At 37.8% G+C, this 22,503-nt stretch carries 20 protein-coding genes; all 20 read left to right on the top strand.

Features of this window, described 5'->3' with window-relative positions; translation table 11 throughout:
• The 20 genes from L3049_RS06020 to L3049_RS05930 all read left to right on the top strand — a co-directional run bounded on the left by L3049_RS06020 (window position 1) and on the right by L3049_RS05930 (window position 22,466).
• Window positions 1–594: an acyltransferase gene (locus L3049_RS06020; protein WP_275108901.1), complete on the top strand. Its 594-nt coding sequence runs from the start codon at window positions 1–3 to the stop codon at window positions 592–594.
• Between the two features lie 12 nt (window positions 595–606).
• On the top strand, window positions 607–1,857 hold the full coding sequence (locus L3049_RS06015) for a glycosyltransferase family 4 protein (RefSeq protein ID WP_275108900.1): 1,251 nt from the start codon (window positions 607–609) through the stop codon (window positions 1,855–1,857).
• The gene (locus L3049_RS06010) at window positions 1,854–3,233 is read left to right on the top strand and encodes a hypothetical protein (RefSeq protein WP_275108899.1); all 1,380 of its coding nucleotides are present in this window, start codon (window positions 1,854–1,856) and stop codon (window positions 3,231–3,233) included. The genes L3049_RS06015 and L3049_RS06010 overlap by 4 nt, the downstream gene beginning before the upstream one ends.
• Window positions 3,234–3,266: 33 nt before the next feature.
• On the top strand, window positions 3,267–4,247 hold the full coding sequence (locus tag L3049_RS06005; protein WP_275108898.1) for a glycosyltransferase: 981 nt from the start codon (window positions 3,267–3,269) through the stop codon (window positions 4,245–4,247).
• The gene (locus tag L3049_RS06000; protein ID WP_275108897.1) at window positions 4,247–5,335 is read left to right on the top strand and encodes a glycosyltransferase; all 1,089 of its coding nucleotides are present in this window, start codon (window positions 4,247–4,249) and stop codon (window positions 5,333–5,335) included. The genes L3049_RS06005 and L3049_RS06000 overlap by 1 nt, the downstream gene beginning before the upstream one ends.
• Before the next feature lie 20 nt (window positions 5,336–5,355).
• The gene (locus tag L3049_RS05995) at window positions 5,356–5,910 is read left to right on the top strand and encodes an LbetaH domain-containing protein (protein ID WP_275108896.1); all 555 of its coding nucleotides are present in this window, start codon (window positions 5,356–5,358) and stop codon (window positions 5,908–5,910) included.
• Window positions 5,903–6,715: a glycosyltransferase family 2 protein gene (locus L3049_RS05990; RefSeq protein WP_275108895.1), complete on the top strand. Its 813-nt coding sequence runs from the start codon at window positions 5,903–5,905 to the stop codon at window positions 6,713–6,715. The genes L3049_RS05995 and L3049_RS05990 overlap by 8 nt, the downstream gene beginning before the upstream one ends.
• A gap of 79 nt (window positions 6,716–6,794) precedes the next feature.
• Window positions 6,795–7,613 carry a glycosyltransferase family 2 protein gene (locus L3049_RS05985; RefSeq protein WP_275108894.1) on the top strand — a complete coding sequence of 273 codons (819 nt, stop codon included), beginning with the start codon at window positions 6,795–6,797 and terminating at the stop codon, window positions 7,611–7,613.
• A gap of 219 nt (window positions 7,614–7,832) precedes the next feature.
• Window positions 7,833–8,987, top strand: a complete 1,155-nt coding sequence (gene gmd / locus L3049_RS05980; protein ID WP_342753448.1) for a GDP-mannose 4,6-dehydratase — start codon at window positions 7,833–7,835, stop codon at window positions 8,985–8,987.
• A 43-nt stretch (window positions 8,988–9,030) separates the two neighbouring features.
• A complete protein-coding gene (locus L3049_RS05975; RefSeq protein ID WP_275108892.1) occupies window positions 9,031–9,180 on the top strand; it encodes a GxxExxY protein in 150 nt (49 codons plus the stop codon).
• A 55-nt stretch (window positions 9,181–9,235) separates the two neighbouring features.
• Window positions 9,236–9,418, top strand: coding sequence for a GxxExxY protein (locus L3049_RS21630; protein WP_425440814.1), 183 nt, complete (start codon window positions 9,236–9,238; stop codon window positions 9,416–9,418).
• A 33-nt stretch (window positions 9,419–9,451) separates the two neighbouring features.
• Window positions 9,452–10,570: a GDP-L-fucose synthase family protein gene (locus L3049_RS05970; protein WP_275108891.1), complete on the top strand. Its 1,119-nt coding sequence runs from the start codon at window positions 9,452–9,454 to the stop codon at window positions 10,568–10,570.
• 198 nt (window positions 10,571–10,768) lie between these two features.
• Complete coding sequence (locus L3049_RS05965; RefSeq protein ID WP_275108890.1) at window positions 10,769–11,062, top strand: GIY-YIG nuclease family protein; 294 nt, start codon at window positions 10,769–10,771, stop codon at window positions 11,060–11,062.
• A gap of 471 nt (window positions 11,063–11,533) precedes the next feature.
• A complete protein-coding gene (locus tag L3049_RS05960) occupies window positions 11,534–12,937 on the top strand; it encodes a sugar transferase (RefSeq protein WP_275108889.1) in 1,404 nt (467 codons plus the stop codon).
• 405 nt (window positions 12,938–13,342) lie between these two features.
• Window positions 13,343–14,119, top strand: coding sequence for a polysaccharide biosynthesis/export family protein (locus L3049_RS05955; RefSeq protein ID WP_275108888.1), 777 nt, complete (start codon window positions 13,343–13,345; stop codon window positions 14,117–14,119).
• Between the two features lie 790 nt (window positions 14,120–14,909).
• Complete coding sequence (locus L3049_RS05950) at window positions 14,910–15,293, top strand: endonuclease domain-containing protein (protein ID WP_275108887.1); 384 nt, start codon at window positions 14,910–14,912, stop codon at window positions 15,291–15,293.
• Window positions 15,294–15,539: 246 nt separating this feature from the next.
• On the top strand, window positions 15,540–17,951 hold the full coding sequence (locus L3049_RS05945; RefSeq protein WP_275108886.1) for a GumC family protein: 2,412 nt from the start codon (window positions 15,540–15,542) through the stop codon (window positions 17,949–17,951).
• Between the two features lie 1,471 nt (window positions 17,952–19,422).
• Window positions 19,423–20,634 carry a YjbH domain-containing protein gene (locus L3049_RS05940; protein WP_275108885.1) on the top strand — a complete coding sequence of 404 codons (1,212 nt, stop codon included), beginning with the start codon at window positions 19,423–19,425 and terminating at the stop codon, window positions 20,632–20,634.
• A complete protein-coding gene (locus L3049_RS05935) occupies window positions 20,631–21,755 on the top strand; it encodes a hypothetical protein (protein ID WP_275108884.1) in 1,125 nt (374 codons plus the stop codon). The genes L3049_RS05940 and L3049_RS05935 overlap by 4 nt, the downstream gene beginning before the upstream one ends.
• Before the next feature lie 24 nt (window positions 21,756–21,779).
• Complete coding sequence (locus L3049_RS05930) at window positions 21,780–22,466, top strand: hypothetical protein (protein ID WP_275108883.1); 687 nt, start codon at window positions 21,780–21,782, stop codon at window positions 22,464–22,466.
• The last annotated feature ends 37 nt before the right edge of the window (window positions 22,467–22,503 follow it).

Genomic DNA, 22,503 nt, shown 5'->3' with positions numbered 1-22,503 from the left:
ATGGCAAGTTTTACATACCTCTGGCAATCACGTGCTAAAAATTCAATTTATTCTATTTTATTCTATAAAGCTTGGGCTAAGCGATTAATATTATTGCCAGGACTTGTTAAGCGTAATTATCGTCGACAGAAACTTACAGGAAAAGGAGCTTTTATTCATGAGACTGCAGAAATAGGAGAGGTAACTATTGAAGGGAAAAATAGGTATTTAAAAATTGACGCATTTACCTTTGTTGGCAAAGCTACTATAGCTTTACATGATCATTTAAGTATAGGTGCGAATGTTTGTATTAATGATGGAGTGCAGATATTAACTGCATCGCACGATATCAAAGATCCTCTTTGGAAGCATATAAAGAAAGAGGTAATAATTGATGATTATGTTTGGATCGCCACAAATGCCATCATTCTTCCTGGGGTGCATATAGGTAAAGGTGCTGTTGTAGGTGCTGGCGCAGTTGTTAGTAAAGATATACTATCTGGCCAAATCGTAGTAGGGAATCCTGCACTTCCTATATCAAAATCGAGATGTGAAGAATTAGATTACAATCCCTGCGAATTTTTAGCAGCGAATAATGCCTGGTTGAAGGGCTAATAAAATTACCAAATGAAAATAATATTATCTCATCCAACAGGAAATGCTAATTCGAGAGCAGCTGTTCAAGCTTGTGCAAAAGCTGGTCTTTTGTATCGATTTTATACTGCTATAGCAGTTTTTTCTGGAACTGTTCTTTATAAAATAGGGTTTGTAAAACCAATGGCGGAACTTCATAAAAGAGAATTTAACTCACTTCTTAAGGGGGTAACTTATACACATCCTTGGAGAGAAATTGGACGATTGTTGGTTTCGAAGTTTGGTTTTAAAAAACTGATAAAGCACGAAAAAGGTATGTTTTGTGTCGATCAGGTGTATAAAAGCTTAGACGAAAAAATTGCTTCTAGTTTGGAGCAAGCCATGAAACAGGGCAGTACGGGAGTCTATGCTTATGAAGATGGCGCTGCAGCCACTTTTCAGGAAGCTACAAAATTAGGTTTGGATTGTTTGTACGATTTACCAATTGGTTATTGGAGAAGTGCCCGTAAATTATTGTTAGAGGAAAAAGAACAAAGACCGGAATGGGCAGCTACATTAACTGGTTTTTTAGATTCTGATGAAAAACTTGCGCGAAAGGATAAAGAGTTAGAGTTGGCAACACACATTTTTGTGGCTAGTAGTTTTACAGCTCAAACACTAAACGATTATCCTGGAGAATTACCTCCTGTTTCTGTTATTCCTTATGGGTTTCCAAAGCCCATTAAAAAAAGAGAATATTCAAATTTAACAGGACCTTTAAAGGTCCTGTTTGTTGGAGGATTATCACAACGCAAAGGAATCGCAAATTTGTTTGAAGTTGCTGAAAATCTTGGAACGCAAATTGATTTGACCCTAGTTGGTAAAAAACCTGTTGACAATTGCACAGCTTTGAATGATAATTTATTAAAACATAGATGGATTCCTAGCCTTACTCATCAAGAAGTTCTGGCATTAATGAGAACAAAGGATATTTTGGTTTTCCCTTCTCTTTTTGAAGGATTTGGTTTGGTGGTTACCGAAGCTATGTCGCAAGGAACACCTGTAATTACAACAGATCGTACATGCGGTCCAGACCTTATAAGCCATGGGAAAAATGGATGGATCGTAGAGGCTGGTTCATCGGAAGCCCTCCAAAATCAAATAGAAGAAATTTTACAAAATAGACCATATATAAAACAGGTTGGTGAAGCTGCTTTAATGACTGCTAAGAGTAGGCCATGGAAAGTATATGGACAGGAGCTAACTGAAACAATCCTTAGTTTAGAGCATAAAATATCAGAATGAATATAGATTCAAATTTAGATTTTAAAAATACGATCACGTTTTTTTATTCACTAATTGAGCAAAAGAAGAGTGCTCAGCTAAGCTCTTTAAAAAAAGGGATCTGGTTGTATTTTTTTTTATTGATTTTTGAAGGAGCTTTACGTAAGTGGTTTTTACCAGGTTTAGCAACTCCTTTGTTAATTGTGCGTGATCCTTTGGCTGTTTGGATGTTGCTGAAAGCCTGGGAAAAAGGGTTGTTTAAGTTGAATTTCTATATTTTAATAATGTGGATTTGCGCTGGTGTGGCATTTGTAATAGCCATGCTTTTTGGGCATCGAAATTTGTTTGTAGCCATTTTTGGTGTGCGTATTTTGCTCTTTCATTTTCCCTTGATGTTTGTGATTGGTAAAGTGTTTTCCCGAGATGATGTGATTAAAATGGGAAAAATATGTCTCTACATCGCAATTCCTATGTTGATATTAATAGGTCTCCAGTTCTTGAGCCCTCAAGCGGCTTGGGTAAACCGAGGTGTGGGGGGCGATCTTTCGGGAGCTGGTTTTTCCGGCGCAATGGGTTACTTTCGACCACCAGGAACATTTTCTTTTACTAATGGAAATTCAATGTTCTGGGGACTTCTTGCACCCTTTGTTATTTTTTTTTGGCTGAATTCGAAAAGAATTAATCGATTTGTTTTATTGATGGCTGCAACTGCACTTTTGGTATCTATTCCTTTATCAATCAGCAGGAGTTTGCTTTTCGGGGTTTTGCTCAGTATAGGATTTGCATTTTTTATTATCGTTAGGAAACCAGAGTATTTCAAGCAGGCTTTATTAGTTATATTTGGTTTGTTTCTTTTGATTCTTGTCTTGCAATACATTCCAGTATTTCAGAAAGGAGTGGAGGTGTTCACGGATCGTTTCACTTCAGCTAATGAAAATGAAGGGGGAGTGAAAGGAGTTTTGCTTGATCGGTTTCTGGGAGGAATGCTTGGGGCAATTGCTAATTCAGGCGAACTGCCCGTTTCGGGTTATGGTATTGGTATGGGTACCAATGTTGGCAGTATGTTATTAACTGGAGATAGAACATTTTTGATTTCGGAAGGAGAATGGGGGAGGTTGATTGGAGAAATGGGAATTATTCTAGGAATGTTTGTGATTCTGACTCGTTTGTTTTTCGTTTTAAAATTGACAATTGCCTCTTTTGCAGAATTAAACCGTGGCAATGGTCTTCCTTGGTTGTTGTTAAGTTTTGGTTTTATAATCATACTGCAGGGGCAATGGGCGCAACCCACAGCTTTGGGCTTTAGTACCCTAATTGGAGGTCTTATTTTGGCAAGCCTGAAGCACAAACCAAAATTGATAAGAAATCGCATTTCTAAAAGAGTAGGCAAAATATAGTTTTTACATCTTATCCCTTATATATTAGAACTAATGATCACCTTTTTTTATCGCAATCCCAAGGTGGGTTTTTCCATTGGTAAAGTATTTAAAACCATAACCGATGAAATGCGCCAGAACGAAAAGATGCATGAGGTATTTATGCCTTCGGAAGGCTCGATGCCTTGGGATCTTGTGAAAAATTCATGGTTTACCTTCAAGCATCGGAATAAAGCAGGGATCAATCACATTACTGGTCACATACACGATGTGGTATTGGGTTTGTTTGGTTGTAAGATTGTGCTCACGATTCACGATTTGGTTTTTTTAGACAATGTGAAAAATCCGATTAAGAGATTTTACAAATGGTTGTTCTGGCTCTATTTGCCTATCAAATTAGCCAATAAAGTGGTTTGCATTTCAAATCAAACCAAAAACAACATTTTAGCTCACATTAAAACGGATAAACTTTTTGTAATAGAAAACCCTATTGATCCGATGTTTAAATATTTACCCAAAGAATTCAATAAAGAAAAACCTGTGATTCTTCATATTGGAACTGGGTGGAATAAAAATTTATTACGAGTTGTTGAAGCCTTAATAGATATTCCTTGCCATCTTCGGATTGTTGGAAAATTGTCAGTCGAGCAGAATTTTGCGTTGAAGAAAAGTGGTATAGAGTACTCTACTATTTTCAATATTTCGGATCTAGAAATAAAAGAAGAATATGTGAATTGTGATATTGTCTCCTTTCCTTCCGAATATGAGGGATTTGGGATGCCAATTATAGAAGGTCAAAAAACAGGGCGAGTAGTTGTTACTTCCCAAATAGAACCTTTAATCGAAGTTTCAGGTGATGCAGTGGAATATGTAAAACCTCTTGATGTTAATTCTATTCGAGAAGGGTTTTTAAGCGTTATCAAGAATAATGATTCCCGAAATAGCAAAATTGCCTTAGGGCAAAAAAATGTGGAACGATATGCAGTCAGCAAAATTGCAGAGGAATATAAGAATGTCTACAAATCTATAATTTAATGAAAGTAATTCATATTGTTGGTTCTCTAGATAAAGGTGCAGGAGGGCCATCTCGTAGTGTTCCACAAACTTGTCAGCAGCTTTCGAATTCGGAAATTCAAATAGAATTAGTTGCCAGAGGGAGTGAAAATCCTGTAGAGGTAAATACCAATTCTTTTTTTAAGCTTACTTTTCGATCGATGAAGCAATTGCTTTTGTTTGGATTGAAACTTTCTAATAAAGAGGTTGATTTAATTCATTTGCAACATGTTTGGGATCCGTACATACATGTCATGGCAAGGATTTCTAGGTTCAAAGGCATTCCTTACGTCATAACACCGCGAGGAATGTTAGAGCCTTGGATTATGCAGCACAATCCTTGGAAAAAAAAGTTAGGAATGTTTTTGTATCAAAGGCGAGATTTAAAAAAGGCTCTTGCCATTCATGCCACATGCGAAGCGGAAACAGAAAGTGTTTGTCAGCTTGGTTTCACCAATCCCATCACCATAATTCCCAATGGTATTGACTTGTCAACAGTTCCAGAACCTAAAATTGATTACGGAACAAAAAAAATGGTTTTTTTGTCTCGAATTCATGAGAAAAAAGGGATTGAACTTTTGTTAGAAGCATGGAAAATTTTAAATGTAATGGAGTGGGTTTTGGAGATTGCAGGCGAAGGGGATGCTGACTACATTTCAGAATTAAAGGAAAAAATTAAATCTGAAAATATTCCTAATGTTCAATTGGTTGGTGCTCAGTATGGAGATTCAAAATGGTCCTTTTTAAAAAGTGCGGATGTTTTTGTTCTACCTACCTACAGTGAGAATTTTGGGATTGTTGTAGCTGAAGCTTTGGTAATGGGTGTTCCTGTAATTACCACGCATGGTACGCCATGGCAAGAATTGGAAAGCAATAAATGTGGCTGGTGGATCGATTTGTCAGTAAAGAATTTGGCACAAGCTTTACAGGAGGCTATTACTAAGAGTCCTGAAGAACTAAATAAAATGGGCTTATGTGGTAAGCAATTGGTGGCAGAGAAGTACGACATTAAAGCTGTGGCTAAGAATATGAAAGAATTTTATACTTCAATCGTAAATAATAAAATCTAAAACTTTTTTTATCAAACCATATGAGCGAATCAAATGTTGATTTATCACAATACGATCACAGCTTTAGTCTTGCCAATAAAATAGGACGATTAGCTTGGAATATTTGTTATTGGATCTTATTTCGTCCTTTTAACTTGGGGCTATTTCGCACTTGGCGAATTTTATTGCTTCGTTTATTTGGTGCAAAAGTCAATTCTAAAGCAAATATCTACGCTAGTGCTAAGATATGGGCTCCATGGAATTTAGAAATGGGTGAATATGCCTGTTTAGGGCCGCAAGTTGATTGTTACAATCAAGGCCATATAAAAATTGGAAAACATTCAATTGTATCACAAAAATCTTATTTGTGTGCCTCCTCTCATGATTATAATACTTTGAATTTCCCTTTGCTTCCTAAGCCCATAACAATAGAAGATCAGGTATGGATTGCCGCAGACGCTTTTATTGGTCCAGGTGTAATTATTGGATCAGGTGCCGTTGTAGGTGCTCGTTCTGCAGTTTTTAAGAATGTTGATGCTTGGGATATAGTTGGTGGAAATCCTGCCAAATTGATAAAAAAAAGAAGTTATGAATAGTAGATTCAGTATTGTCATTTTAACTTACAATGAAGAAGATAACATTCCGAGTTGTTTAAAATCTATAGGATGGTGTGATGACATCGTAGTTATTGATAGCTATAGTAAGGATAAAACTATTGATATAGCTGAAAAACATGGAGCGCGAGTTTTTCAAAATAAATTTATTGACTTTGCACAACAACGTAATTTTGCAAATGAGACTGTTGCCTTTAAATATGAATGGGTTTTTCATTTGGATGCAGACGAACATTTTACAGAGGCTTTAAGACAAGAGTGCAATAAGACCATTTTGGATTATAAATATGGAGCTTTTTTAGTCCCTGCAAAAGAAATGCTTTGGGCAACTTGGTTGAAATACTCGGCTGGTACGGTATATCAGATGCGTTTTCATAAGTTGAAGGATGCGCGGTTTGAACAATATGGTCATGGCCAACGTGAATGTGATCTAATGAAAGGTATGGGAAAATTGAAAGAACCTTATGTGCATTATTTTATGAGCAAAGGGATCAATCAATGGTTTGTGAAACATTTAAAATATGCCAGTGATGAGTGTAGTAATGAGGAAAATATAAGTTTGAATAATGTGCCTTTTCTGAAGCTCATAAATGGAAAATCACATGAGAAACGACGTGTGTTAAAAGCGATTAGTTATAAACTACCTTTACGTCCCTTTTTTAAGTTTATATATATGTATGTCATTAAACTAGGATTTTTAGATGGCATGGTAGGTTTTCGATTTTGCGTGATGAAGGCTATATATGAGCAATTTATTATTCTAAAAAAAAATGAATCCATAAAATAATAAAATAACAAGCATTCTAGTAAAAGGAATGCATGAATCCTTACGCCTTAAAAGTTCTTTGAAAACAAAATATTGTTCTATGAAAGTATCTGTTATCACCATTGTGTATAACAATCAGGCTTGTATTGCCGATTGTATTGAGTCTGTATTGGCTCAAACTTACCCAAATATTGAGCACATTGTAATGGATGGAGGTTCTACCGATGGCACTCAGGCAGTAATTGAGGGTTATCGAAATTCTTTGGCCCATTATCAGTCGGAAAAAGACAAGGGTTTGTACGATGCCTTAAACAAAGGCATACAAAAAGCTACGGGAGATGTAATTGGGATACTTCATTCGGATGATTTGTTTTTTGAGAAGGATACCATTGCCAAGGTGGTGGAAGCATTTGAGTACTCGCAATCGGATTTGGTTTATGCCAATGGTTTGTATGTAGATCAGCATGATATCAGCCAGGTAAAAAGAATTTATGGCGCCAAGCCTTTTAAGAAACGTTACCTGCCTTTTGGTTGGATTCCTTTGCACACTACCATTTATGCAAAAAAGGAAGTTTTCCAAAACTTAGGTTTGTACAATCAGGATTATTCCATTGCCAGCGATTATGAAATTTCGCTGCGTTGGTTCATTAATCCAGATGTAAGAACTCATTTTTTAGATGCTTATGTGGTAAAAATGCGCCTGGGTGGTAAGAGTACTACAGCAAGCTTGCAAAAGAAAAAATCATCGGAAGATTTAAAAATCATGCGTTTGTATGGTTTTCCGGCTTGGTTTACACTGGGCTGTAAAATTGGTCGGAAAATACCGCAATACTTGCTTCCGCGAATGGTTCCGCAAAGAGTGTTTCTGGAGAACAAGCCGATTAATTTATCGCTAAGAAGGAAATTGCAGAAGGTTTAGCCAGCAGAGCTGGAGGGTTTTAACAGTCTAAAGGTCTAACAGTCCAAAAGTCGAATCCCGATGAATCGGGACCAGCAAGCTGGAAGTCAGACACCTCTAATTTTAAGTATTCTCCCTTTTTTAGGGGAGATCCCGAAAGCTTTCGAGGACGGGACCAGCAAAGCTGGCAGAGGGATGGGATCGCAAAGACAAATAATAGAATCAAAAAAACAATATAAAATGACACAAAAAGTTGCCTTAATTACCGGAGTTACCGGACAGGACGGAGCCTATTTATCCGAGTATTTACTGAAGATGGGTTATATCGTACACGGAATTAAACGCAGAACTTCTTTGTTTAATACCGATCGTATTGATCATTTGTATCAGGACCCACATGTTGAGAATCGCAATTTTATCTTGCACTATGGCGATTTAACCGATAGTATGAACATTACTCGTATAATTCAGGAGGTACAACCCGATGAAATATACAATTTGGCGGCCATGAGTCATGTGGCAGTTAGTTTTGATACGCCAGAGTACACAGCCAATGCTGATGGATTGGGAACCTTGAGAATTTTAGAGGCAGTACGCTTTTTGGGCTTGAGTGAAAAAACCCGTATTTATCAGGCATCAACATCGGAGTTGTATGGTTTGGTGCAGGAAGTACCACAAAAGGAAACGACACCATTTTATCCTCGCTCGCCCTACGCAGTTGCCAAAATGTATGCTTACTGGATTACGGTAAACTATCGAGAAGCTTACAACATGCATGCATCGAACGGTATTTTATTCAATCACGAGTCGCCTTATCGAGGAGAAACTTTCGTAACTCGTAAAATTACACGTGCTGCAGCTCGTATTGCTATGGGCATGCAAGAGCAATTGTTTTTGGGGAACCTGTCGGCAAAAAGAGATTGGGGTCATGCCAAAGATTACATCCGCGCGATGCACCTGGTATTGCAGCAAGAAAAAGCCGATGATTACGTAATTGCAACAGGAATTACAACAACAGTACGCGATTTTGTGAAGTTTGCCTTTGCCGAATGTGGTATTACGGTTGAGTTTCGTGGCGAAGGAGTAGAGGAGAAAGCTTATTTGGCTTCTATCGATACAGCTATGTTTATTGAAAAAGTAGGATTGGAATACCTGGAAAAGATTAGCAAGCGAATTGGTGAATGTCTACTAGAGGTTGATCCTCAATATTTCCGTCCTACCGAAGTAGAATTGCTAATTGGTGATCCTACCAAAGCGAAAACTGTATTGGGATGGGAGCCAGAATATGATTTACCTGCTTTGGTAAAAGACATGGTAGATGCAGATATTGTCTTGTTTAAAAAGGATGCATTCTTAAAAGGTGCTGGATACCAAGTGTTGAATTATTTTGAATAATAGTAAACTAATTTACGCGAATTAAAAACGAATTAACACGAAGATGTCGACTGATATTTTATTTAAAGACGAAAGCTATGCTATCGTGGGAGCTTGTATGAAAGTGCATACAGAATTAGGTGCAGGTTTTCTAGAGGCAGTTTATCAGGAAGCATTGGAAAAGGAATTTGAAAAAAAGAAAGATTCCATTTGAGCGTCAGAAAAAGTTATCTATATTTTTTGATGGTTAGAAGTTAAGCAAATATTATATTGCTGACTTCATTTGTTATGATTCGATTATACTAGAATTAAAAGTAGTTAACAATTTAGGTGATTCGCAATACAAGCAATTGCAAAATTATTTGAAAGCGACGAATAAGGAGTTGGGGGTTCTAATAAATTTTGGAACTCAATCTCTCACCTATAAACGCATTATCAACCTTTCGCGTTAATTCGTTAAAATTCGTTTTGAAATTCGTAATTCTATGAACATAGATAGTAAGATATATATTGCAGGTCATAAAGGGCTGGTTGGTTCGGCTCTTTGGAAGACCTTAGAAAATAAAGGATATACCAATTTAATAGGTCGCTCGTTTGAGGAGTTGGATTTATTGAATCAGGCAGCTGTAGAAGCTTTTTTTGAAGCTGAGAAACCAGAATATGTGATTTTGGCAGCTGCTAAAGTAGGAGGGATTGTTGCGAACAATACTTATCGTGGGCAGTTCATTTACGAGAACATGCAAATTCAGAACAATGTAATTCACCAAAGCTATGTGCATGGGGTGAAGAAGTTGTTGTTTTTAGGATCGACATGTATTTATCCGAAAATGGCTCCACAGCCAATGCCCGAAGATTGTTTGTTAACCGATACTTTGGAATACACCAACGAGCCTTATGCAATCGCGAAAATTGCAGGCCTAAAAATGTGTGAAGCTTACAACCTACAATATGGCACCAACTTTATTTCGGTAATGCCTACCAATTTGTATGGTCCGAACGACAATTTCAATTTGGAAACCTCGCACGTATTGCCAGCCATGCTTCGAAAGATCCATTTGGCAAAAGCACTGGAAGAGAACAATTGGGATGTTATTCGTGAAGACCTAAGCCGCCGACCAGTTGAAGGAGTGGATGGAAATGCGAGTGAAGAAGAGATTCTTGCTATCCTAAACAAATACGGTATTGAAAGTCAAAAGGTCGAAAAGTCAAAAGGTCAAAAAGTCAAATTGGATTTATGGGGAAGTGGTAAGCCAATGCGCGAATTCCTTTGGTCGGAAGACATGGCAGCGGCTTGTGTGTTCTTATTAGAGAATAGAAACTTTGATGAAGTAGTCAAAGAGTCTAAAGGTCAAAGAGTCGAAACGTCAGAAGTAAAGAACACGCATATCAACATAGGGACCGGAAAAGAGATCAGCATTCGTGAATTGTCGGAATGCATTCAAAAAGAGATTGGTTTTAAAGGCATCATCGATTTTGATACAACAAAACCAGATGGCACCATGCGCAAATTAACCGATCCATCGAAATTGCACGGTCTGGGTTGGAAGCACAGCATCGAATTGGAAGAGGGCATTCGCTTGATGTATGAGCATTATTTTCAATAATGAATAATTATAAATTAATAATGAGGAATTAAAAAGGGTTTGTTTGCATTAGAGATTGTCATTACGATCCCGATAGCTATCGGGAGGAGGAACGACAACCAAGTAATCTCTTCGAATATGGTAGTGTTATTAATTAAAGGAACTACAAGTTATAAACAGATAGCCACGTCGCTGCGCTCCTCGCTATGACAGATTAAAATGGAATACCGCACTTATCAAGTTTATATTCTTACGAATAAGAACCATACGGTTTTGTATACAGGTGTTACATCAAATTTGAAGTTACGGGTAGTACAGCACAAAGAAAAGACGAACCCTAAATCTTTTACGGCTCGCTATAATGTTGATGAACTGGTTTATTATGAGCAGTTTTTTGACATCGGTGAAGCCATTGAGAGGGAGAAACAAATAAAAGCAGGATCGAGACAAAAGAAAATAGACTTGATTAATGAGTATAATCCTGAGTGGAGAGATTTGTTCGAAACCCTGTAATGTCATTACGATCCCGATAGCTATCGGGAGGAGGAACGACAACGAAGTAATCTTCTCGTCAATTACGTTTGTCATTACGAGGCGGAGGTACGACAACGAAGTAATCTCTTCGAATACAGTAGTGCGTTTTTTTATAGTGACTACAAGTTATAAACAGATAGCCACGTCGCTTCGCTCCTCGCTATGACAGCGATTATTTTACTTTTTTCAATCCGTTGGCTAAAGCCAAATGGTAATGCATGATTCACATTTGGACTTTTACGACTGTTAAGACTGTTTAGACCATTCGACTCTTCGACTATTGGACTGTTAAGACCCTTTGACTGTTCGACTGTTAAGACTGTTAGACAATTTCACTTTTACACGCACAGCAGTGCGCATCTACCAAACACTTTAAATCTGCACAGCAGTGTGCATTTACGTCCGATTATTATCGGAAAAACACTTTTAACCACATTATTTACCCCTATCATGATTAGAGAACGCGAACCTGCACTGGAGAAATTCAGTGTTGCATTTCAAACCATTATTTCGGTGGCCTGTTTTGTTGCAGCCATGTGGCTCTGCGAACAATTTATTAAACCCATTGGCGGGAATATGAAAGAATACAAAGTTGTACTTCTTTTGATTATTCCGATATGGTCTTTTTTGTTGGGACAATTTAGCTTGGGACGTATGGTGCGTGTCAAGATGTACTCTGCGCTTATTGTTGAATACATAACCGTTGTATTCATAGGGATTGCGCTTTTAATGGCTTCTATTGTGATGCTCGATTTCGATACCATTTCGAGAGTTGTTTTGTTGCAGTTTTCGGCTCTTAATTTCATTGTCTTGGCAAGCTATAAGTTGTTGTTCTATAGAATAATGAAAAAGTTTCGTGGGAAAGGTTACAACACCCGTTCGGTTTTAATTATTGCTGATAAAGATTCTTACTATTTTATTGATCGCTTGCTGGGGACCAAAGATTGGGGCTATCAGGTATATGCGATCATGACAGACAGTACCTACATCAAAGCAAAATATGGAAAGCGTTATACCATCCTGTCAGCACAAGAAGACATGACCGATTTGGTAGATGGGAAATCCATTGATGAGGTGATGTATTGCAAAAGTAATTTGAATCAGGATGAGGTAAAAAGTTTGATTTATACTTGTGCTGAGGTGGGCGTTGTTTTTCGAATGCAATCGGAATTTTTGAGTGTTTTAAGTTTACGCTCGCAGCATTCCTATTTTCATCAGTTGCCATTCTTATCTTTCATGAATACCCCAGGGAATTATTTGGCACTAAAAATGAAATCGGTACTCGATTACCTTGCGGCATCTTTTATACTAATCCTGATTTCGCCCGTGATGTTGATCATCACTTTGGCCATAAAATTAGATGATGGAGGCCCAATCTTTTTTGCACAGAAACGAGTAGGCCGAAACGGTCGTCGCTTTCCATGCTTAAAATTCAGAACCATGGTTACCAATGCCGAAGCCTTAAAGGCAAGTTTAATGGCACAAAACGAACAAGAAGGACCGGTATTCAAGATAAAGAAGGATCCGAGGGTAACTCGCATCGGTCATTTTTTAAGAAGAACCTCTTTGGATGAATTGCCGCAGTTCATTAACGTATTGCGTGGCGAAATGTCTATCGTAGGTCCTCGACCACCAGTTCCTGCCGAGGTAACACAATACGAGCGATGGCAAAGAAGAAGATTGAGCATGAAACCGGGGATCACTTGCATTTGGCAAGTATCTGGTCGCAACAACATTCCTTTCGAGCAGTGGATGAAAATGGACATGCAGTACATCGATTCCTGGTCTTTAAAACTCGATCTAATCCTTTTCCTAAAAACCTTTAAGGTAATGCTAACGGGAGATGGGCAGTAAATAATTATTAATGATGAATTATTAATTAAAAACACTCCCCCTTACCCTCGAAAGCTTTCGGGGCCCTCTCATCCACGATAGTAATCGGGAGGGAGTTTGGATCATGAGTTTTTAACTTTTGTATTAAAAAGTGAAGTTTCGACGAAGGTTATTTAAGAAAACAAAAGATTAAAAGAGAAAATTAAGCAGCGACCAAGTCCCCCTTGCAGGGGGGATACAGGGGGGTGTAAAGGATCAGTTATCAGTGAACAGTTATCAGTTTCGACTATTCAACTTCCAGCTTTGCTGGTCCCGATTCATCGTGATACACCATTCGACTGTTAAGACTTTTTTACTTTCGCATTTATCATTACTATTTAAAAAGAAGATATATTTTTGCATTTCATATCATTACATAGGCAATCAATGAAACGACTACTATTTATCCTACTTGCAACGGGTTTGTTTTTCTCCTCTTGCAGAACCAATAAAGATTTGGTGTACTTAAGCAATACGACTGATGATGAACTTTTAGAAGGGATTCCTGCAAAAACGGCAGAGTACATTATAAAAACCAACGACAATTTGTATGTGGATATCCAATCCATGAGTCCAGAGGTAAATGCCATGTTTAATCCTACGCAGGCAGCTGGAGCAACGGGAGGTACCTCTCAAAACTACGGACAGCCATCTTCTCAGTATTTAAATGGTTTTCATGTCGATTTAGTTGGAAATATTAAGTTACCCGTAATTGGAGACGTTGCAGTTGCAGGAATGACTTTGAATAATGCTCGAAATGCTATTCAGCTGAGAGCAGATGAATACTTGAAAGATGCTACGGTAAAAGTAAAATTGCTAAGTTTCAAGATCACCGTATTGGGAGAAGTTAAAAGCCCAGGAGTATATTACAATTACAACAACAACATGACCGTATTGGATGGGATCAGCATGGCTAGTGGTGTTACCGATTATGGTCGCATTCAAAAAGTATTGGTTCTTCGTCCAACAGATAAGGGCAGCAAAACTTTTCGTCTGGATCTAAGTAATAAAAAATTCCTATCATCAGATGCCTTTTTTCTACAGCCCAACGATGTGGTGTACGTAGAGCCCGACAAATACAAAAACGTAAAACTGAATTCACCGCTCTATTCGCTTTTCTTATCGACACTATCGACTTTGATATTGGTGCTTAATATCTTGTAGACAGATAAAGTGCACGCAGCGGCCAAGTCCCCCTTCGAAGGGGGAAACAGGGGGATATGTTGATACAGTTTAATTGAATAGTGATTGAACACTCCCCTTAGTCCCCTCTCAAGAGGGGAGTTTGGTCCGATAATTCTGAACAGTTTGGTTGAGGTATTAATTTTTGAATAAGTAATTAAGGAAATTAATTCGTAGCGGCCAAGTCCCCCTTCGAAGGGGGAAACAGGGGGATGTTGATACAGTTTAATTGAATAGTGATTGAACACTCCCCTTAGTCCCCTCTCAAGAGGGGAGTTTGGACCGATAAACCTTAATAGTTTGGTTGAGATATTAATTATTGAATAAGTAATTAAGGAAATTAATTCGCAGCGGCCAAGTCCCCCTTCGAAGGGGGAAACAGGGGGATGTTGATACAGTTTAATTGAATAGTGATTGAACACTCCCCTTAGTCCCCTCTCAAGAGGGGAGTTTGGACCGATAAACCTTAATAGTTTGGTTGAGGAATTAATTTTTGAATAAGTAATTAAGGAAATTAATTCGTAGCGGCCAAGTCCCCCTTCGAAGGGGGAAACAGGGGGATGTTGATACAGTTTAATTGAATAGTGATTGAACACTCCCCATAGTCCCCTCTCAAGAGGGGAGTTTGGTCCGATAATTCTTAACAGTTTGGTTGAGGTATTAATTTTTGAATAAGTAATTAAGGAAATTAATTCGTAGCGGCCAAGTCCCCCTTCGAAGGGGGAAACAGGGGGATGTAATAAAAGAATAATAAAATGGTAAGCTTTGAAAGATGAGCCGAAATAAAATTATACCCTATCGAAAGGATTTAAAAATACTAGCAAGGAAGTTGAGAAAGAACAGTACTCTTTCGGAAATTCTTCTTTGGTCAGACTTGAGACAAAAGCAGATATTAGGCTTTCAATTCCATCGACAAGTGCCAATGTTGGATTACATTGTTGATTTTTATTGTCATGAATTACATTTAGCGATAGAAATTGATGGAGAGAGTCATTCTAATGAAGCTATAGCTGATAATGATGAGATTAGACAAAAAAGATTAGAGGAGAAGGGGATTCATTTTTTAAGATTTGATGACTTGGAAGTAAAGCAAAATAGAGAGGTGATTATTAATGATATTATAAGTTGGATTGAGCAAAACCATAATTTGGCTTGAAAACACTCCCCTTAGTCCCCTCTCAAGAGGGGAATTTGGTCCGAGATATTCTTATTATCTGGAGGATTAGGGAAATTCATCGCTTATCTGAGTAAAAAATAATTTTAGGCCCTTGGATAGTTAAGGCTTTTAAAGACCTTTTGACTCTTGGACTCTTGGACTCTTCGACTATTAAGACTATTAAAGACTGATTTAAAAAAATAAAACTTCTACTTCAAAGTAGGTAAAATAAAATACGCGTTGACTATGCAAAACATGAATGAAATGATGGAATATTTCGAAATGGAAGAAGGAACTAATGTAAAAGAGTTCATTTTTCGTTTGCTTTCGAAATGGCACTGGTTTGTTCTTTTCGGATTTTTAGGTTTATCAGGTGGTTACTTAATCAGTAAATACACCCAGCCTACGTACAAGATGACAAGTACTGTTTTGGTACATGAAGAGTCTGCAGGCATGGGAATGGATCAATTGTTTGAAGGATTTGATATGGGGAGTAAAACCAATATCGAAAACCACATCCTGATGCTAAAATCTTATACTTTGAATCGTCAGGCATTGGAAAATATGGACCGAACGATTTCATGGTTTCAGAAGGGGAATTTTACAGATGTAAGTTTGTACAAACAATCGCCTTATTTGATAGAAGAGTATAGCGCCGAAAACAATTTAACGGGTATTGCTTTGCATGTTTTACCTCTTGGAGGGAATCGTTATGAGCTGGAAGCCGTAGGAGAAGTTGTTAAGCATGGTGTGAGTCAGGAAGTTGAGTTTTCTCAGAAAGGGACTTACGGTCAGATATTTGCAAACGAATATTTCAATTTTACGCTACGAAAGAACGAAATATTTTTAGGGTCGAATGATCGGAAATTTTATTTTGTGTTCAATGATTTGAATCAGCTGACAAAATCATATATGAATCGTTTATCGGTAAGTTTGGCAACGAAAAAGGCAGATGGAATTAACCTGAACCTGGAAGGAAACAATCCTGCTCGTGAGGTTGATTACATGAACGAATTGATTCGTGTGTACATGAATTATGGCTTGGCAGAAAAGAACAGAACTTCGGAAAATACGGTTCGTTTTATCGATGAACAATTGGGACAAATTGTAGATTCTTTGAGTTTGGCTGGGCAAAACTTTTCTGATTTCCGTTCAAAAAATGGGATTGTAGATTTGGGACAGGAAGCTGGTTTGGTTGTGCAAAAATTGGAAGAACTGGAATCGGAGAAAGCATTGGCCGAGCGTCGATTGGATTATTTCCGTAACCTAAAAGCCTATATGGGCGATGCAGAGCAAATGAAATTAATGGTGTCGCCATCGGTAGTAGGAATTGTAGATGCAGGATTAAATGCTCAGGTGGTTAAATTGGCCGAAATGTATTCGCGAAAATCGAAGCTTTCCTTTATCGCCAAAGAAAAAAACCCAAGTTTGTTAATGGTGAACAACGAAATCACCAATACCTTGGCTTCCTTAGACGAAAATCTGAAAAACTTATTGAGCAATGCAGAGGTAGAATTGAAGTCTTTGTCGAACCGCATGGACAAGATTAATCTGGAATTGGCAGGCTTGCCAAAAACAGAACAGAAGCTGATCAACATCAAGCGTCGTTTCGATTTGAACAACGAATTGTATACTTTCTTATTACAGAAACGTGCCGAAGCAGCCATAACAACGGCTTCGAATGTGTCGGATGCTCAAATACTCGATCCTGCTCGTGTTGATACAGCCGTAAAGGTTGGTCCCAAAACAGTAATTAACTTATTGGTTGGTTTAATTTTAGGTTTGGCTCTTCCATTTTTAGTGATTGTGGTGGGCGATTATTTTAACGATACCATAAAATCGAAAGAAGATATTGAGAAGGAAAGCAAGTTGCCGATAATGGGCGAGATTGCGCACAATAATTATTACGAAGAGTTGCCAATTGCCAAACATCCTCGTTCGGGAATTGCAGAATCTTTCCGTGGTTTGCGTACCAATTTGCAATACCTGTTCAAACAAAAAGACGGTTGCAAAGTTTTGGCCATTCACTCTATGATTCCTGGGGAAGGAAAGACCTTTAGCTCGTTGAATTTGGCCAGTATCATTGCCATGGACAATAAAAAAGTATTGCTGGTAGGTTGTGATCTGCGTAAGCCTCGTTTGCACTCCATTTTTGAGGTGGATAATAAGTTTGGTTTATCTACTTACTTAATTGGCAATCATACTTTAAAGGAAATTATTCAACCAACCAGAACAAAGAACCTGCATTTTGTAAATTCAGGTCCAATACCGCCAAATCCTGCTGAACTGTTGGGAACCACAGCTTTTGGGGAGTTTATGGCCGAAGCCAAAAAAGAGTTCGATTACATTGTCATGGATAATGCCCCAGTTACTTTGGTTACCGACGGTTTACTAACGGGCAAGCATGCCGATGCGAATTTGTTTGTTTTGCGTCAGGGCTATTCAAATAAGAACCAAATCAAGTTCATTAATCAGTTAGCCGAAAAAGAGAACATCTCTCAATTGGGAATTGTTTTGAACGATGCTGTTTACAATGGCTATGGCTATGGTTACGGAAAAAACTACAACAGTTATGGCTATGGCAACGGCTATTATGACGAAGAGAACTCAAAGAAAAATTGGGGGCAAAGATTGTTACGTAACTTTTCGAAAAATTAAACTGACAGTGAACAGTGAACAGTAATCAGTGAGCAGTTATCAGTGAGCAGTAATCAGTAAAAAAAAAATGCAGCGGCCCAGTCCCCCTTAGAGGGGGGATATAGGGGGGTGTAAGAGAGTGGAAGAGTGAATCCCGATCCCGAAAGCTTTCGAGGACGGGACCAGCAAAGCTGGAAGTCAAAAGGTCGAAGAGTCAAAAGGTCGAAGAGTCGAAAAGTCGAAAAGCCGAAGAGTCAAAAAAACGCAGTTCGCTCGAATCGGTTCCTCGACATGGACAATGCAGGTGGGGCCCCATAGGAGAAAAAAGCGTTAAGAACAGAATTCCATGAGTGAGGAACGAGGGAATATTATTCTGTTTAGCTTTTGAGCCGTTATGGGTCACCGATTGTCGAGGTCTAGCCTTTTTGGTTCTTTTATGGTAATGATAAAAGAACAGCCCGTCCGGCTAGAGGACAGGAAATAATTATTAGTGATAAATTGTTAATGATGAATTCAGACGCAAATAGCGCAGAAAAAAATGATTTTTTAAGATTTCGCAATTCGCTCGAATCGGTTCACCGACATGGACAATGCAGGTGGGGCCCCATAGGAGAAGAAAGCGTTAAAAACAGAATCCCATGAGCGAAGCGAATATTATTCTGTTTAGCTTTTAAGCCGTAATGGGTCACCGATTGTCGAGGTCTTGATTCTTTTGTTTCTTTTCTCATTAAGGAGCATTGAAAATCATGAATACCTTAATTTAAAATTGTTATATGAATAAAATGAAAAGCCCGTCTGGCTTGAGGACAAGAGAAATAATTAATAATGAGTAATTAAGAATTAATGGTTAGGACGCAGATAGCGCAGAAAAAAATGATTAAATAAGATTCACCCTTTTCTTGGATTACTACTAACCTGAGACAGATTGCCACGTTCCCGTCCTGATAACTATCGCGGACTCGGGACAGGCTGCTCCTCCTCGCAATGACAGGAGGTAATAACGAATTACGAGGAGGTTCGCTCGAATCGGTTCCCCGACATGGACAATCCCGATTCTCGGGACCAGCAAAGCTGGAAATGTAAGAGTCCATCCGGCTTGAGGACAAGAGAAATGATTAATAATGAGTAATTAAGACGCAGATAACACAAATAATTATGATTTTTTACCTATTCACTCTTAGATTATTTGTTCAATTTATCAAAATGTGAATAGTTGTTTTGATTTTATTCTTAGTTTGTAATGATAATGATCAGCAATGTTTACTCGTTTTTTTATGTGTAAATGAGGAAGAGTCTCTCATTTAGTCATTTCTTATAAATACTAATGCATTGATAATACAGGATTGAATTGTCTTTTATTAGTTTGTGTATTAAAAAAAATATTGTTAACAACTGGTTGATGCATTGCCAATTATTAATGAGAACTTCCTATATTTGTTGCTTTGTCATAATGTAATGATAATCTTGAGTTTGTAATGTCAAATATTATTTTGTGAAACATCTAATTAAGCTATTTCTGATCAGCCTTTGCTTGCTGACCAATTTTCAGGTAAATGCGCAAGGAAATCTGGACGATTTAAGTGAAAAACTATGCGTTATTGGCTTTGAGAATGTAAAAGTTCTTGCTATTGATCATCAGGTTTTGGTAAGCTTGGAAAACAATGTATACTCTTGGGATGTAGAGGCCATAAGCATAGCTTTGGATTGCATTGCAGCAAATGTGACAGAGAATAATAATTTGACACTTTATGTGCTGAACCATGCCATTCCGCAAGTGCAGTTGCAAGTTTCAGCTCGCAATTGGGAAGCCTTCCGAAAAGGAGAATTGCCAAAGTCGAAAATGAAGACTGTTTTGCATATCGAATCAAAAATCGATTCCAATTATCAATTATTGGAAGAGCAACTGTTCTGGAATCCAAATACAAATAAAGTAGACTTGGTGATCTATCCGCAAATGTATTTGCAAAATACAGGCTTTCACCAGATTTACGAAACACAGATTAATCTAAATCCAGTTGTTGAAGTGGACCTTTGGAAAGGAATGCAATTTACTGGACAAGTAATTGTTCCACTAGTTAACGACTATGGAAAGGAAGGAGATGAGGTTCGTCCTGGTTTTGTTACACTAAATCAAAACCTGCGATTTGGAGAATCCTATTTTGGGAAATTGTCGGTGGGTAATTTTAATACCAATCGTTATGGTGCTCATGCAAGTGTTTTTCGTCCAGTTTTGAAAAATAGAGTGGAAGTGGAAGCTAATATTGGACTTACCGGAGCCTCTCATTTTTATCAAGGGAGGTGGATGAACGAAGACATAAATGAATTCAATTGGTTTGTTAAAAGCCGTTATTTTCATCACGAATATGGTTTAGAGTTAGCCCTTAGTTATGGGAAATACATTTATGGAGATAAAGGAATTAGAGCAGATGTAATTCGTCATTTTGGTCGGGTTAGCATTAGCTTTTTTGCCATATATACTGGTGGGGAATCCAATGGCGGATTTAATTTTACCATTCCCTTGCCTACAAAGAAAAGAAAGAGAAAAAGAAGCTTCCGTGTTATGCCAGCAAATTATTTCGATTGGGAATATGATGCAGGGACAGAGTTCGTAAAAGGACAGCTTTACGAAACCAAACCGAATGCCAATAGAACTGAAGATATTTATAATCCAATTTATTTAAAATCACAATTATTGACTTTATGAAAAAAAATCGAGTGTTTAAATCCTTATTCTTCTTAATTGCCATTGGCATTCTTGGAGGAATGAGCATGCACAGTTGTAAAAAGGATGTAGAGCCGATTCACTTTTATACGCCTGATGCAGTAGAAACGATTACGATTACAGTAATTGATAGTTACTTGAAGAATAAGCTTGCCGATGTTTCTGTATTGGTAACTTATCCGGATCAATCATCGGAAACTGTTGAAATTGAAGATGGAGTCTTAATTGTTGATATTGACAACAGAGATGACGGAGATTTAATTCTAAAGTTTGAAAAAATTGGTTTTATCTCAAAAGAAAAGACCATTAGCATCGACAGAAGCAATATGTTGGATGGAGGAGACTGGGTCTTTGCTTCAAAAGTAATGTTGACCGAAGCGAACAAACCATTTTCGGTAACCAAAGGGGTTGAGTTTAATACCCCAATTGTAGGATCGGATGCAACCGTTAAATTTCCTGCAAATTGTTTGGCAGAAGATGCGATGATCGCCATTACAGAAACACCTGCCGCAGCTGATATTGCAGCGGAAAGTAGTCAAGTGGAAATTTTGAAAGGACGAATTGCGTTAAAATCCCTTAATTTTTTACCTGAAGGACAAACTTTTGTTGAGCCTATTGAAGTAAGCTTCCCAATTCCAAATACAACGGAGGATTTAGTGTTTGCAACTTTGGTAAATGGAGAATGGGAAACCGTTACGGTAGCAAAAAATGGGGATGGCACAGGAACTGCATTGGTATCTCACTTTTCAGATTATATTTTAACGACAATAAATGTTTGGTCTTACGAGGGAACAGTAATGTCTACTCCAGTTCAATTTGTTGGAGATTGTGATGAGCCTTTGGTGGCAACTTTGATTAAAACCTTCGATTCCAACGAAACAGAAGCCAAGGATGATTTGCCTATTCGAATCGAAATGACTTTTTATTCGACTAAAGAAGTTGATGGGCTAAAAGGTTTTCAAAGAACCATTAGTGCACAATATGCCATTAGTACTTTGAGAAATGTTACTAAAAATTACAGCATCGAGATTCCAAGCATACCTGTAATATGGTCTCCTGCAGGTCAGCAGGCTTGTCATCATGGGGGTGGATCAGGAAATTAATTTGTTTAGCTAAAAATCAACGTAATGTCAAAAAAAATATTCATAATATTGTTGTTCCTGGGAGCAGGAATAGCCTTGCAAGCTCAGACTTTTAACCCGTATACTAGTCATTCACCAAAGGTAAAGAACAAAGGTTCTATTGTGCACAGTATTAACTTAACTGGTGGATTGTATGCACCTGAAATGGACTATTGGAACGATAGCTATTTGCCTTCATCAGGAAATAGTGATGAATTTGGTTCCAGTCTTGTTTTTGGTGGTAATATTAACTTTATCATTTTACCATCAATTAGAGCAAGAGTTGGCGCTTCTTATTGGTCAGATAAGGTAAGTGGGAGTGGTGCTGGCTTGAGTGAATTAAAGGTTTCCTTTACTCGTTTCTCCTTTGGTGGTTTGTATACTCCAGAATTCGCTACGTTTGATGGTTTTCAGGTATATACAGGAGTTGAATTGTACCTTTACGATATCAACAACAAAGTAGACATGAAATCAGAATCGGGAACGATAAGTTCTGAAGATCAAAATGGTCATGATTATTCATTTGCCCCATTGCTTGGGATCGAAAGATTGGTTAGTGATCATTTTCTGGTAGGAGCTGAGTTTTCTTATATGATTGGGGATTATAATCAGGGAGAAATCGTTGAGTCGATAAAGAATAAAGTGTCTATCAATGGACCACAATTGACCCTTTCTTTTGGTTATAAATTTTAATTGGATTGATATAAAGGCTGTCTTTCGTGATTGGGAC

This window comes from Labilibaculum sp. DW002, assembly GCF_029029525.1.
In the GTDB taxonomy this organism is placed as follows: Bacteria; Bacteroidota; Bacteroidia; order Bacteroidales; family Marinifilaceae; genus Paralabilibaculum; species Paralabilibaculum antarcticum.
Note: the sequence above shows the minus strand (reverse complement) of the source record. Positions and strands in the feature narration are given on the sequence as shown.

Coding starts and splice junctions, on each gene's coding strand:
- L3049_RS06020 (WP_275108901.1), top strand. CDS start 1: ATGGCAAGTTTTACATACCTCTGGCAATCACGTGCTAAAAATTCAATT.
- L3049_RS06015 (WP_275108900.1), top strand. CDS start 607: ATGAAAATAATATTATCTCATCCAACAGGAAATGCTAATTCGAGAGCA.
- L3049_RS06010 (WP_275108899.1), top strand. CDS start 1,854: ATGAATATAGATTCAAATTTAGATTTTAAAAATACGATCACGTTTTTT.
- L3049_RS06005 (WP_275108898.1), top strand. CDS start 3,267: ATGATCACCTTTTTTTATCGCAATCCCAAGGTGGGTTTTTCCATTGGT.
- L3049_RS06000 (WP_275108897.1), top strand. CDS start 4,247: ATGAAAGTAATTCATATTGTTGGTTCTCTAGATAAAGGTGCAGGAGGG.
- L3049_RS05995 (WP_275108896.1), top strand. CDS start 5,356: ATGAGCGAATCAAATGTTGATTTATCACAATACGATCACAGCTTTAGT.
- L3049_RS05990 (WP_275108895.1), top strand. CDS start 5,903: ATGAATAGTAGATTCAGTATTGTCATTTTAACTTACAATGAAGAAGAT.
- L3049_RS05985 (WP_275108894.1), top strand. CDS start 6,795: ATGAAAGTATCTGTTATCACCATTGTGTATAACAATCAGGCTTGTATT.
- gmd (WP_342753448.1), top strand. CDS start 7,833: ATGACACAAAAAGTTGCCTTAATTACCGGAGTTACCGGACAGGACGGA.
- L3049_RS05975 (WP_275108892.1), top strand. CDS start 9,031: ATGTCGACTGATATTTTATTTAAAGACGAAAGCTATGCTATCGTGGGA.
- L3049_RS05970 (WP_275108891.1), top strand. CDS start 9,452: ATGAACATAGATAGTAAGATATATATTGCAGGTCATAAAGGGCTGGTT.
- L3049_RS05965 (WP_275108890.1), top strand. CDS start 10,769: ATGGAATACCGCACTTATCAAGTTTATATTCTTACGAATAAGAACCAT.
- L3049_RS05960 (WP_275108889.1), top strand. CDS start 11,534: ATGATTAGAGAACGCGAACCTGCACTGGAGAAATTCAGTGTTGCATTT.
- L3049_RS05955 (WP_275108888.1), top strand. CDS start 13,343: ATGAAACGACTACTATTTATCCTACTTGCAACGGGTTTGTTTTTCTCC.
- L3049_RS05950 (WP_275108887.1), top strand. CDS start 14,910: ATGAGCCGAAATAAAATTATACCCTATCGAAAGGATTTAAAAATACTA.
- L3049_RS05945 (WP_275108886.1), top strand. CDS start 15,540: ATGCAAAACATGAATGAAATGATGGAATATTTCGAAATGGAAGAAGGA.
- L3049_RS05935 (WP_275108884.1), top strand. CDS start 20,631: ATGAAAAAAAATCGAGTGTTTAAATCCTTATTCTTCTTAATTGCCATT.
- L3049_RS05930 (WP_275108883.1), top strand. CDS start 21,780: ATGTCAAAAAAAATATTCATAATATTGTTGTTCCTGGGAGCAGGAATA.